Below are 12,750 nucleotides of genomic sequence, written 5' to 3'. Positions count from 1 at the left end.
CTTATCTTTTAATGATGTGTTGTACTGATGCGATAGACAAGCCTTTTAGAAAGGCAATTGTCGTCTGAATGTCCTCGTGCAAGATTCGATCCTCTTCTATAAAAGGCACTAATTGTCGGTATTCTTGGCAGAATGCCATCAAAGTCGGACTGCTTGTCAGGGGTTTTCTGAAATCGAGTGCCTGTGCTGCTGTCAGCAGTTCGATCGAAAGCAGTGTATATAAGTTGTCGACTACTTTAATTGTTTTGGTAGCGGCATTGGCACCCATGCTGACATGGTCTTCTTGGCCATTGGAACTGACGATGCTATCTACAGAAGCAGGCGTGCAGAGTTGTTTGTTTTGACTCGCGATGGAGGCCGCAGTGTACTGTGGGATCATCAAGCCTGAATGTAGTCCAGGATTGGCCACTAGATAGGGAGGAAGCTCTCTCAGTCCGGAGATCAACTGGTAAGTTCTCCGCTCACTGATGCTGCCTAGCTCTGCTAGACTGATGCTTAAAAAGTCCAGTCCCAATGCAAGTGGCTGTCCGTGGAAGTTTCCTGCTGAGATGATATCATCTGTTTGCGGGAAGATATTTGGATTGTCAGAGACGCTATTGATCTCTGTTTCGAAGGTTTTTTTGACAAATTGCAGGGTGTCTTTGCTCGCACCATGTACTTGTGGCATGCATCTAAAAGAGTAGGGGTCTTGCACATGCTGCTTAGGTTGTGCGATCAGTTCACTTCCATGAAGCAATTGCCTGATGTGTTGTGCAGTGGCTTCTTGTCCTTGATGTGGTCTGATGTTTTGCACTTGGGCATCAAATGGCTCCAAGCGACCATCAAAGGTGTCTAAAGAAAGCGCCCCTATAATGTCAGCTAGGAGGTTGAGCTTTTCTGCATGATAGATCGACCAAAGCCCTAGCGCAGACATGAACTGTGTGCCATTGAGGAGCGCCAATCCTTCTTTGGCTTTGAAGCGGATAGGTTCCCAACCCAGTTTCTCAATGAGTGAAGCCGCTGGGACTTTTTCACCTCTAAAGTAAACCTCTCCCAGGCCCATCAATGGTAGGGCTAGGTGTGCTAAAGGCGCTAGGTCTCCAGAGGCGCCTAGTGAGCCTTGTTGGTAGATCACAGGATAAATACCTGCGTTGAATAAGTCAACGAGCCTCTCTAATGTATTGACTTGTACGCCTGAGTGTCCATAGGCTAAAGACTGTACTTTGAGTAAAAGCATGAGTCGCACTAGTGAACTGTCTATTTCTGCTCCTGTGCCACAAGCATGTGATTTGACGAGGTTTTCTTGAAGCTTCTCCAGGTCTTCTCCCGAGATGTTTTTACTGTATAATGAGCCAAAGCCTGTATTGATACCATAAAGCGGCTTATTCGTCTGTTTGAGTTTTTCATCCAGATAGAGTCGGCAATTCTTCACACGCTCTAGAGAAGCCTCGCTTATTTTTAAAAGAGTTGGTTCTTCTATGACTTCATAGAGTTGTTGTAATGCTAAAAAATCGGGGCTGACGATAAATTCCATCTTATTTCTTTAAGTGAGCATACGGATGATTTCGGTTGGAGTTAAAAGTTGTTGTTCTCCAGTACTCATATTTTTAAAGGTAAGCTTTTGCTGAGCGACTTCCTCACTGCCGATGATACAGACAAAGGGAATTTGCTTTTTATCCCCATAGTTCATTTGCTTTTTCATTTTAGCCCCTGCTTCTGGAAAGAGTTCAGCTGCAATACCAGCACCTCTTAGGGTAGCCAATACTTGCAAGCCATAGCGATAGCTAGGCTCGTCAAAGGTAGTGATCAGGACTTGCGTACCCTCTAGTTGGATGTTTTGAAAGAGCGCTAACTCATCCATCACATCATAGATGCGATCCACTCCAAATGAAAATCCTACGCCAGAGACACCTTCCATGCCAAATACCCCTGTGAGGTTGTCATAGCGGCCACCACCACTCACCGAACCTATGCTCACATGGGCTACTTTGACTTCAAAGATCGCTCCTGTGTAGTAGGAGAGTCCTCTCGCTAATGTAGGTTCAAATGCGATATGGTCTTCCGACAAGCCAAAGTCTTTGACTAACTGAAAGACTTCTTCTAATTCTTCAAGTCCTTTGAGGCCTATTTCTGAGTCTTGCAAGTATGTTTTGAGGGAATTGATGACGGTTTCTTTATCACCTTTTAGATCATAGATAGGGGCTAGCTTTTCTACTGAGCTAGTGCTAAAGCCTCTTTGGATAAGCTCTTCGTTGACTTTTTCTTGGCCTATTTTATCTAGTTTGTCTATGGCCACACAGAGGGGGCCTTCTTGACCTGGGGCTCCGATCGTTTCTGCTATGCCACTGAGGATTTTTCTATTGTTGATCTTGATGCTGTAGTCTGTGATCATTAAGTCAGCAAATACACGATTGATCATGAGTACGATCTCTGCTTCACATAGGAGGCTGTCTGTGCCCACAACGTCTGCATCACACTGGTAGAATTCTCTATAGCGACCTTTTTGAGGTCTATCGGCTCTCCAGACTGGCTGTATCTGAAAACGCTTGAAGGGGAAATTGATCTCATGGCGATTCATCACGACATAGCGTGCAAAAGGCACTGTCAAGTCATATCTCAAGCCCTTTTCTGCTATCTGAGGGAGGAGTGTGTTGGAATTCAGGTCACTGGAGTCAGCTTTGGACATAAAGTCTCCAGAGTTGAGGATTTTAAAGAGTAACTGATCTCCTTCGTCACCATACTTACCGGTGAGTACAGATAGGTTTTCCATCGCTGGAGTTTCTATTTGTTCGTATCCAAAGAGTTTGAAAGTCTTTTTGATCGTATCAAAGATGTAGTTTCTTCTGGCCATTTGGATAGGGCCAAAGTCTCTCGTACCCTTAGGAAGGCTTGGTTTCTGGTTACTCATGATCTCAAAATTTCCCCAAAACTAATAAATGCCCTCAATTTTAGCTAATCCAGAGCGGACAAGCGATAAGGATTAAAAAATCCTAGCAAATTCTTTTAACCCTTGTGTATTACGAATAGAAATCTCTATATTTGTGGCTCGTTTGGAAAAAGAGGTACCGAAATTTTAAATTATATAGCAATGGCAGTTACTAGACTAGTTAGAAAACTTAAGAGAAAAAGACAGGCTCAAAACACAAGAGTGATCAAAATCAAGCAATTGACAGCGACTCCTGTTATCAAAAATGTAGACAAAGAAGAATTGAAAGCACAGTTTACTAAGAAGTAATCTGCTTTAATTCCTTAAGATAAAAAATGCAGTGCTATCCGAGATGGCACTGCATTTTTCGTTTAGATATGCGTTATTTTAAACTAGCGCCCCTCTTTTGCCTAATTCTACGACTTCTAAGTGGCTGATTTTTCCTTGGTCTAGGGTCATTCTTAGCACCGTTTTCACACGATGAAAGCCGTGATTTCCCGCAGCACCGGGATTGATATAGAGGCAATTTAGCACAGGATCCTTTTCTACTTTGCAGATATGACTATGGCCACAAATGAATATGTTGGCTTGAGCTGCTTTGATTTTTGCTTTGATACCTTTGCTATATCGGGGAGGCTTTCCCCCGATATGGGTCATGTAGATGGATAGGCCTTCTACTTCCCAGAACAAATCCTCGGGGTAGGCACGCCTCAGGTTTTGATCATCTATGTTGCCATATACTGCTCTGAGAGGTTTCCATCGAGCCAGTTCTTCTATTACCGCTGCATCTCCGATATCACCTGCATGCCATATCTCATCACAGTCCTGAAAGACTTCTTTGACTTGAGGGTCTAGGAAACTATGAGTATCTGAGATGATCCCAATCTTTTTTGCCATTTTATGTGTTTGTGTTTTGCACTTTGAAACTACAGTTTAATCAATAAAGTATCTACTCAAAAGGGATTCTTTCTTATCTTTGAAAATCCAAATGAAGCATTTTTTTGATCAAACCAATACGCTATGCAAGTAGAACAATTATACACTAATTGCCTCGCACAGGGGGCATATTACATAGAGTCAGCAGGTGAGGCAGCGATCATCGATCCGATGAGAGAAGTGCAGCCTTATATCGATATGGCAGCCGCTCGTGGTGCTAAGATTAAGTATGTTTTAGAGACGCATTTTCATGCTGACTTTGTATCAGGACACTTGGATCTAGTAAGGGCGACAGGTGCTAAGCTGATCTTTGGCCCTCAAGCAAATACCGCTTACAATGCTTACAATGCAGAAGATGGTGAAGTGCTCAAGCTAGGGGATATCAGCATCACAGTACTCCACACCCCAGGGCATACCCCTGAGTCTACTACCTATCTGCTCAAAGATGAAGCAGGTAAAGACCATGCCATTTTCACAGGAGATACTTTATTTATAGGAGATGTCGGGAGACCTGACCTTGCAGCCAAAAGTGACCTGACTATTCAGAATTTGGCAGGCATGCTCTATGATTCACTACAGCAGAAAATACTGCCACTAGCAGATGAGGTGATCGTCTATCCTGGACATGGGGCTGGTTCGGCTTGCGGTAAAAATATTTCCAAAGAGACAGTTTCCACGGTAGGTGTACAGCGTCAAATGAACTATGCGTTACAGCCTATGAGCAAGGAGCAGTTTATAGAAGTAGTGACTGATGGACTAGAGACACCACCTGCTTATTTCCCTGAAAACGTGAAGCTCAACAAGGGTGGCTATGAGGACATTTCTTTGATTCTGGAGCGCAATCAAAAGGCGCTTAGTGTCAGTGAATTTGAAGCAGCTGCCAAAGATGCTTTGATCTTAGATACTAGAACTCCAGATGAGTATGAGCAGGGACACTTGCCGAATTCGATCAATATTGGATTGAATGGACAGTTTGCTCCGTGGGTTGGTGCATTGATTTCTATCAGCCAACCATTGATACTGGTAGCTTCAGAAGACAAAGTTTATGAGTCTGTCTTAAGATTGGCTAGAGTAGGTTTTACGCAAGTAAAAGGCTATCTCGCTGGGGGAGTAGCTGCATGGGAAGCAGCAGGAAAGCCTGTTAGAAAAGTAGCCTCTATCACTGCGGAGGAGATCAAGCACTTCCCAGATCAAGAAATCATAGATGTTAGAAGAAGCACTGAATATGCTACAGATCACATAGTAGGTGCTAAATCTCTCTCTTTGGTAGAATTAGAAGAGCGTCTAGACGAACTAGATCCTGCTAAGCCATATATCATTCACTGTGCGGGAGGTTATCGCTCGATGATAGCCGCATCCATGATGAAAAACAAAGGTTTTGATCATGTAACCAATGTCTATGGGGGATTTGCAGCGATCAAAAAAGTGGCAGGCATCACTACAGAAAGTGGAGCTTGTCCGAATCAACTGAAACGAGAAGCGCTTTTAGCTAAAAAATAGTCATAGAGAGGTTGGTTTTTAATCAACCTCTTTTTGTTGTACCTTTAAATTTGACCATTTAATTGAAAATACGATGAGAAAATTAAGTATGCTATTTTTATTATTGCTCCTGATGGCCTGTGAGTCTAATGAGCGATTGACTTTTTTAAATCTTGATGCAGAATACTTCAAAGAAAGGATAGAAGAAGCCTCTTTGGATAATGAAGAGACCTTTTTGATCGATGTGAGAAGTTACTCAGATTACATCGAGGGACATATTGAAGGTGCAATTAATCTAGATTTTGAGGCGGAGGATTTTGATATGCGCTTAGCAGAACTAGATAAAGCAGCTGTTTATTATGTGTATTGCCGTACGGGCAATCGATCAGACAAAGTGATGAAGATCATGAAAGATAGTGGCTTTAAAAATGTGCTTTGTTTGAAGTCTGGTATTACTGATTGGAAAGAAAAAGGATTCCCAATCAAGAAAACCCAAACATCATGATTCACTCTGTCAATCCATACACTAAAGAAACCCTCCAATCATATCAAGTGCATAATTCTGAAGCGGTAAAGGAAAAGATCGCCATAGCTCAGGCAACTTTCGAATCTTGGCGTGCTACTACATTCGATCAGCGTAAAGCGTTGATGGAAAATGCTGCCAATATTCTAAGAAAGGATAAAGCAAGACTTGCCAAACTCATCACTTTGGAGATGGGGAAAGTACTCAAGGAATCTATCGCAGAGATAGAAAAGTGTGCTTGGGCATGTGATTTTTATGCCAGTCATGCGGAGCGTTTTCTCTCTGCAGACATCATCAATCTACCTGAGGAAAACAATGCCAAAGTAGTCTATGATCCTCTGGGTATCGTGCTGGCGATTATGCCTTGGAACTTCCCTTTTTGGCAAGTATTTAGGTTTGCAGCACCTACATTGATGGCGGGTAATGTTGGCCTACTCAAGCATGCTTCTAATGTACCTCAGTGTGCACTCGCTATCGAAGAGGTGTTCATCAAAGCAGGATTTCCAGTAGGTTGCTTTCAGACTTTGGTGGTGGGAAGCGATATGGTGGCAGATATTATTGCACATGAGCACGTACAGGCTGTCACACTTACAGGAAGTGAGGGTGCAGGAAGTAAAGTAGCCGAACTGGCTGGTAAGCACATCAAAAAGAGCGTACTCGAACTTGGTGGGAGTGATCCATTTATCGTGTTAGCTGATGCAGATGTGGAAAAAGCTGCTCAAACAGCTGTCAAGGCTAGGATGATCAATTTTGGTCAAAGTTGTATTGCAGCTAAGCGCTTCATCGTAGTAGAGGCAGTATATGAGGAATTTTTGAGCATTTTTAAGGCGGAGATGGCCGCTCAGCAACAAGGAGATCCTCTGCAAGAGGAGACAGACTATGCTTGTATGGCCCGAGCTGATTTGGCTATGGAGCTTTGGGAACAAGTAGAAGCTTCGATTCAAAAAGGCGCTAAGGCGCTAATTGGAGGTATACGTCCTGAGGCAGATAGTGCGCTTTTTAGTCCTACTATTTTAACAGACGTTCAGCCAGGTATGCCTGCTTACGAAGAAGAGCTTTTTGGACCTGTGGCTTCCATCATCAAAGCCAAAGATACCACAGATGCTATCCGGATAGCTAACGATTCTCGTTTTGGTCTGGGTGCTTCCCTTTGGAGTAAAGATCTGTCAAAGGCAGAAAAGATCGCTAGACAAATCGAAAGCGGGGGCGTATTTATCAATTCACTTGTGGCTTCTAATCCTTATTTGCCTTTTGGAGGAATCAAAAAGTCAGGTTACGGTAGAGAGCTTTCTAAAAATGGCATTCGGGAGTTTGTGAATATCAAGACTCTCTATTTCGGTTAGAGGTAGCCCATGACTTTATAAGTAGCAATCCCGATGATTTCCTTGAATAGAGATTGCCACTTGACCAAGCACATAGGGTCTGGAAAGAGGAGTTCTTCTATATTGAATCGGATCGGGTGGCTATTGTGAGCGACTGGAAAAGCTGCTGTTTGTAAGCCTACCTTGTCAAAGCAAGCCTGCGCTCTGTACATGTGGTATGCTGAAGTGATCAAAAGGTGCTTTTGTTCTTTTGGATACTCATCTGCTAAGATCTCAGCGGTGAATACTGCATTTTCTCTGGTGTTAACTGCTTGATTTTCGATGATGATATCTTCTTTGGCCACTCCTGCTATTTCCATGAAATTGGCTAAGAGTTCAGCTTCACGATTGCCATTTTTAGTAAACAATCCTTGTCCGCCAGTGATGAGTATTTTATTTATTTTCCCAAGTTTATAGAGCTGTATAGTCTGCGTAGCACGATCAGCTCCTTTGTTGAAAAATACCCTATCAGGAGTACTCTTATTCAAGTTGGTCACTCCTGTGAGGACAATTGCGAGGTCATAGGTGGGCATCTCTTGTAGATCTATGGCCTCAGGTTCCCAAAGTCTCATGACGATATTGGTTAGAAACTGATTACTCATCGCAAGCAGCATGACAAAAGCTGTAATACGGAGTAGGGCAGCTCTTTTCTTAAGTCTAGGGAGATAAGAGGCCCCAAACAGGATGAGGATGATGGTAAGTGGCATCACCAAGATGCCTACTATTTTAGATAGTATGAAAAACATAGATCATATCAGAAGAGGTGCTCAAAAATAAGTGAATTGGATAAGACCCGCTATTTTGTTGAGTAAAATGTCTCCTCAAAAAACTAAAACGGCTATATTCGGGGCTTGATATCAATGAATTGTACATGAACAAACTTATTATCAATGGTTTTGAGGATTTTGAAAAACAAATCGGCCAGACTTTAGGCACCTCAGACTATCACCAGATCACCCAAGAGCAAATTAATTGTTTCGCAGATGCTACGCTTGATCATCAGTGGATTCATACGGATCCTGAGCGAGCAGCTAAGGAAGGACCTTTTGGTGCTCCCATCGCTCATGGTTACCTCACGCTATCGCTTGCACCATACCTCTGGGAACAGATCATTCAAGTGAATAACCTCAAGATGATGATCAACTATGGGGTGGAGAATATGAAATTTGCGCAGCCAGTATTGGTCAATGACGAAGTGAGGCTCGTAGCCAAGATGGAAAATGTGGTAAATCTAAGAGGAACTACCAAGGCTAATATCCATATCACCTTAGAGATTAAGGGTCAGAAAAAGCCTGCTTACACCGCAACTCTGATATTCTTGTATCACTTTTTGTAAACAGCTGGCAAGTCATCAACAAATTGGCTGGCTGCTATTCTTTACATTGCGATGCTTAGATATTAATGTTTAGATAAATCTAAGTATTTGAAATTGAGCGATATAAGGATTGTTGAGTTTTTTGCATTAAAAAATAAACGAGAAATTATTTTGATGTAAAATCTGGCTTCCTAAATTTGAAATTCGAATTAGAAAAAATGAACAATACAGTTAACAAATATTGGTGGTGGCATCTTCATATTCTCGGTGAGAGTAAGCGGATCGTTATTGCCTAAACTGTTTTGATAAACATATTAGACGCGACCTGTCGGACTCTCCGATGGGTCGTTTTGTTTTGGGGAAATTCAAGGAAAAAATCATGAGTCAAAAAGTATTTGAAATAAAAACACAGGTAGTGAAAAAATTGGCAGATACCATCACGCCAGTAAGTATCTATCTGCGCATCAGAGATAAATATCAGAATGCGATCATGCTAGAAAGCTCTGACTACCATGGGCAAGAGAATAGCTACAGTTACATCTGTTTCGAGCCTAATGCCACCATTGAGCTTTTGGGGACTGAGTTGACCATGACCTTGCCAGATGGAAATATAGATAGGAAGCCTCTGGGTGATCGTGTTTTAGTGGATGAGGTGAGGGTTTTTTCTAACTATTTTAAGCATGTGGATCTTCCGTATAAGTTTGTGACCAATGGCCTCTTTGGCTATATGCAGTATGATGCAGTGGCTCATTTTGACACTATAGAGATACAGCAGGCAGAGAAACCTCAGATCCCTAAGATGCTATACAGCACCTATCGCTATGTGATCGTAGTAGATCACTTTAAAAATGAACTCTATCTCATCGAACATAATATCGCTGGTGTACATGAAGATTCTCAGCTAGATACTATCCTCCATGTGCTGAATAATAAAAATATACCAGCTTACAATTTTCAGTTGACAGGAGAGGAGACATCCAATTTTACAGATGAAGCCTTCTTGGAGATCTTAAAAAAGGGACAGGAGCACTGCTTTAGAGGTGATGTTTTTCAAATCGTACTATCGAGAAGGTATACGAATAAGTTTAAGGGGGATGACTTCAATGTTTATCGTGCTTTGAGGTCCGTCAATCCATCTCCTTATCTGTTCTTCTTTGATTTTGGAAGTTTTAAGGTATTTGGTTCATCTCCAGAGGCTCAGATTGTGATCAAAGGAGAGCAGGCAACCATTCACCCTATCGCGGGGACATTTCGTAGGACGGGCAATGATCAGTCTGATGCTGCCTTAGCTGCTCAGCTTTATGATGATCCAAAGGAAAATGCAGAGCATGTGATGCTTGTGGATTTGGCTCGTAATGATTTGAGTAGAAATGCCCACCAGGTCAATGTGGAGACATTCAAGGAGATCCAATATTACTCTCATGTCATCCACTTAGTATCCAAAGTCACTGGTAAACTGAATCCTGATGTCAACAGGCTGCAACTTGTGGCGGATACTTTTCCAGCGGGTACCTTATCAGGTGCACCAAAGTACAAGGCTATGCAGCTAATCGATGGTCTGGAAAATAAAAATAGAGGCTTTTATGGCGGAGCTATAGGCTTCTTGGGATTCAATGGAGACTTCAATCACGCTATTTTGATTCGCTCTTTTGTTTCTCATCAAAATGAACTAAGCTATCAAGCTGGGGCGGGTGTAGTGGCCAAGTCACACATCCCAAGTGAACTACAAGAGGTGACCAATAAACTGGCTGCTTTGAGAAATGCATTAGAAGTCGCTCAAACACTCTGACATGAAGATTTTAGTATTAGATAATTACGACTCCTTTACCTATAATCTGGTGTATATCATCAGAGACTTAGGCTTCGGTGCGCAGTTGGACATCTATCGAAATGACGCTATATCTCTTGAAGCTGCGGGGCAATATGATAAAATATTGCTCTCACCAGGTCCTGGAGTGCCCGATGAGGCGGGTATCATGCCAGCATTGATTAAACAATACGGTGCTAGCAAGGATATATTAGGGGTTTGTTTGGGGCATCAGGGGATTGCAGAAGCGTATGGCGCATCTCTCCATAATCTAAGTGAGGTAGTTCATGGACTGGCTACTCAAATCAAAGTGGAAAATACTGATCACATATTTGAAGGTTTGCCTCGTGAATTCCGAGTAGGAAGATACCACAGCTGGGTGGTCAATAGACAGACGATGCCTGCTGAACTGATCGTGACTTCGACCAGTCCAGATGGGCAAGTGATGTCATTTAAACATGCACAGCATGAAGTCAGAGGGGTTCAGTTTCATCCAGAAAGTGTTCTCACAGAGAATGGTGTGCAGCTGATGCAAAACTGGTTAACATTTAATCCAAAGGCTTAGGCCAAAGCTATTATATGAAAGAAATTTTAAATCAACTCATTGCTTATCAATCACTAGATAAGGCTACGGCAAAGGAGATTTTGAAAAACATCACCCAAGGAAAGTATAATGCGAGCCAAATGGCGGCCTTCATGACGGTCTATCTGATGCGCAGTATTACCGTGGAAGAATTAGAGGGCTTTCGTGAGGCAATGCTAGAGCTGTGCGTCCCAGTAGAAATCTCCGAATATGATGCCATGGATCTATGTGGTACTGGGGGAGATGGTAAGGACACTTTCAATATTTCTACTTTATCCTCTTTTATCGTAGCTGCTTGTGGTCAGCCAGTGGCTAAGCATGGCAATACGGGAGTAAGTTCTATTTGTGGCTCATCAAATTTGCTAGCGCACTTTGGGTATGAGTTTACAAATGATATCGGTAAGATCAAACAGAGTTTAGATACGGCAGGCATCTGTTTCTTACATGCGCCACTCTTTCACCCTGCGATGAAAAATGTAGCACCGATCAGAAAAGACCTTGGTGTGAAGACCTTTTTCAACATGCTCGGACCTATGGTTAATCCCTCTTTTCCTAAAAAGCAATTGGTCGGGGTATTTAGCTTAGAATTGGCGAGGTTATATGGATATTTGTATCAAAATACTGATGCGAAGTTTGCGATCCTTCATGCTTTAGATGGCTATGATGAGATTTCTCTTACTGGAGCTTTCAAGATGGTGTCCCATAGTGGTGAAAAACTCTATGATCCAGATGATCTAGGCTTAGAAACTATCCAAGCTGCTCAAATCAAAGGAGGAGAGACCGTAGAGGAGTCTGCTAAGATATTTGAAGATATACTCCGAGGAAATGGGACTAAGGCACAAAACCAAGTAGTGATCGCCAATGCTGCAGCGGCATTAGTGACTGCTAATGAGGCAATAAGTTTCCCAGAGGCTGTAGCTCAGGCAGAAGAAGCCTTGCTATCCAAAAAGGCTTTAGGGGTATTTCAGAAGCTTGTTAGCCCTAACAGCTCAGTTTCTTTTAATTAAATCAATAAGGTTGACCTTGATATAAGATATGAACGTATTAGATAAAATTATTGCACATAAGCATGTAGAAGTGGCCGAAAGAAAGGCCCTTTATCCGACTAAACTGTTGGAAAAGAGCACTTTTTTCGAAGGGAAGCCAGTTTCTATGAAAAAATATATCCTCAGACCGGATAAGACGGGAATTATCGCAGAGTTTAAGCGAAAGTCACCTTCTAAAGGTCTGATCAATGCTACAGCACAGGTAGAAAGAACCTCTATCGGCTATATGCAAGCAGGTGCTTCAGCACTTTCTATATTGACAGATACGGAGTTTTTTGGTGGAAAAAATGAAGACTTGATTACCGCTCGTCAGTATAATTTCTGTCCGATCCTGAGAAAGGATTTTGTTGTGGATGAGTATCAGATCATAGAAGCTAAGTCTATCGGTGCTGACTGTATTTTACTGATTGCAGCGGCTTTAGAGCCAGCCAAAGTGAAGTCTCTTGCGGATTTTGCTCATAGTCTAGGCTTAGAAGTATTCTTAGAAGTCCATGATGACGCTGAGCTGCTAAACAATCTTCATCCACAGATTGATCTGCTAGGGGTGAATAATAGAAGCTTGAAGACTTTCGAGGTGAGTGTACAAACTTCTTATGATCTGCTGGATCAAATTCCTGATCAGTATGTCAAAATCTCCGAAAGTGGCATCAGTGACCCACAGACCATCGTTGACTTAAGAACTGCTGGGTTTCAAGGTTTTCTCATAGGAGAAAACTTTATGAAGAGCAGCAGACCACATGATGCGGCTAAAGATTTCATGCAAAAACTTAAATCTCTAGACACCAAGAAGTAAGC

At 42.3% G+C, this 12,750-nt stretch carries 13 protein-coding genes; 9 read left to right on the top strand and 4 right to left on the bottom strand.

Going from position 1 to position 12,750, the window contains the following annotated elements; all coding sequences use genetic code 11:
• Window position 1: 1 nt before the first annotated feature.
• Together hutH and hisS are read right to left on the bottom strand one after the other, a co-directional pair.
• Window positions 2-1,513, bottom strand: a complete 1,512-nt coding sequence (gene hutH, locus I5349_RS08105; protein WP_226390255.1) for a histidine ammonia-lyase — start codon at window positions 1,511-1,513, stop codon at window positions 2-4.
• A 9-nt stretch (window positions 1,514-1,522) separates the two neighbouring features.
• On the bottom strand, window positions 1,523-2,887 hold the full coding sequence (hisS, locus tag I5349_RS08100; protein WP_226390254.1) for a histidine--tRNA ligase: 1,365 nt from the start codon (window positions 2,885-2,887) through the stop codon (window positions 1,523-1,525).
• Window positions 2,888-3,067: 180 nt separating this feature from the next.
• Between hisS and I5349_RS08095 the strand changes: the two genes are divergently transcribed.
• Window positions 3,068-3,214 carry a hypothetical protein gene (locus I5349_RS08095; protein WP_226390253.1) on the top strand — a complete coding sequence of 49 codons (147 nt, stop codon included), beginning with the start codon at window positions 3,068-3,070 and terminating at the stop codon, window positions 3,212-3,214.
• A 78-nt stretch (window positions 3,215-3,292) separates the two neighbouring features.
• On the opposite strand, the gene I5349_RS08090 is transcribed toward I5349_RS08095, so the two are convergent.
• On the bottom strand, window positions 3,293-3,802 hold the full coding sequence (locus I5349_RS08090; RefSeq protein WP_226390252.1) for a metallophosphoesterase family protein: 510 nt from the start codon (window positions 3,800-3,802) through the stop codon (window positions 3,293-3,295).
• Window positions 3,803-3,925: 123 nt separating this feature from the next.
• On the opposite strand from I5349_RS08090, the gene I5349_RS08085 reads away from it, so the two are divergent.
• From I5349_RS08085 to I5349_RS08075, 3 genes are all read left to right on the top strand, one after another.
• Window positions 3,926-5,341, top strand: a complete 1,416-nt coding sequence (locus tag I5349_RS08085; RefSeq protein ID WP_226390251.1) for an MBL fold metallo-hydrolase — start codon at window positions 3,926-3,928, stop codon at window positions 5,339-5,341.
• Window positions 5,342-5,414: 73 nt separating this feature from the next.
• Entirely contained in the window at window positions 5,415-5,825 is a 411-nt protein-coding gene (locus I5349_RS08080; protein ID WP_226390250.1) for a rhodanese-like domain-containing protein, read from the top strand.
• Entirely contained in the window at window positions 5,822-7,186 is a 1,365-nt protein-coding gene (locus I5349_RS08075; RefSeq protein WP_226390249.1) for an NAD-dependent succinate-semialdehyde dehydrogenase, read from the top strand. The genes I5349_RS08080 and I5349_RS08075 overlap by 4 nt, the downstream gene beginning before the upstream one ends.
• Here I5349_RS08075 and I5349_RS08070 read toward each other — a convergent pair.
• Window positions 7,183-7,950 (bottom strand): YdcF family protein, encoded by a 768-nt coding sequence (locus I5349_RS08070; protein ID WP_226390248.1) that lies wholly within the window; start codon window positions 7,948-7,950, stop codon window positions 7,183-7,185. The two genes, I5349_RS08075 and I5349_RS08070, sit on opposite strands and share 4 nt — an antisense overlap.
• A 125-nt stretch (window positions 7,951-8,075) precedes the next feature.
• Here I5349_RS08070 and I5349_RS08065 point away from each other — a divergent pair, with 125 nt between their 5' ends.
• From I5349_RS08065 to trpC, 5 genes are all read left to right on the top strand, one after another.
• On the top strand, window positions 8,076-8,540 hold the full coding sequence (locus I5349_RS08065; RefSeq protein WP_226390247.1) for a MaoC family dehydratase: 465 nt from the start codon (window positions 8,076-8,078) through the stop codon (window positions 8,538-8,540).
• A 358-nt stretch (window positions 8,541-8,898) separates the two neighbouring features.
• A complete protein-coding gene (locus tag I5349_RS08060) occupies window positions 8,899-10,308 on the top strand; it encodes an anthranilate synthase component I family protein (RefSeq protein WP_226390246.1) in 1,410 nt (469 codons plus the stop codon).
• Between the two features lies 1 nt (window position 10,309).
• Entirely contained in the window at window positions 10,310-10,891 is a 582-nt protein-coding gene (locus tag I5349_RS08055) for an anthranilate synthase component II (protein WP_226390245.1), read from the top strand.
• A 14-nt stretch (window positions 10,892-10,905) separates the two neighbouring features.
• On the top strand, window positions 10,906-11,916 hold the full coding sequence (trpD, locus tag I5349_RS08050; protein WP_226390244.1) for an anthranilate phosphoribosyltransferase: 1,011 nt from the start codon (window positions 10,906-10,908) through the stop codon (window positions 11,914-11,916).
• 28 nt (window positions 11,917-11,944) lie between these two features.
• Window positions 11,945-12,748: an indole-3-glycerol phosphate synthase TrpC gene (trpC, locus tag I5349_RS08045; protein WP_226390243.1), complete on the top strand. Its 804-nt coding sequence runs from the start codon at window positions 11,945-11,947 to the stop codon at window positions 12,746-12,748.
• Window positions 12,749-12,750: the final 2 nt, after the last annotated feature.

Source organism: Penaeicola halotolerans (genome assembly GCF_016464625.1).
In the GTDB taxonomy this organism is placed as follows: Bacteria; Bacteroidota; Bacteroidia; order Cytophagales; family Cyclobacteriaceae; genus Penaeicola; species Penaeicola halotolerans.
The sequence above is the reverse complement of the archived record's forward strand: the minus strand, read 5'-3'. Positions and strand labels throughout refer to the sequence as shown.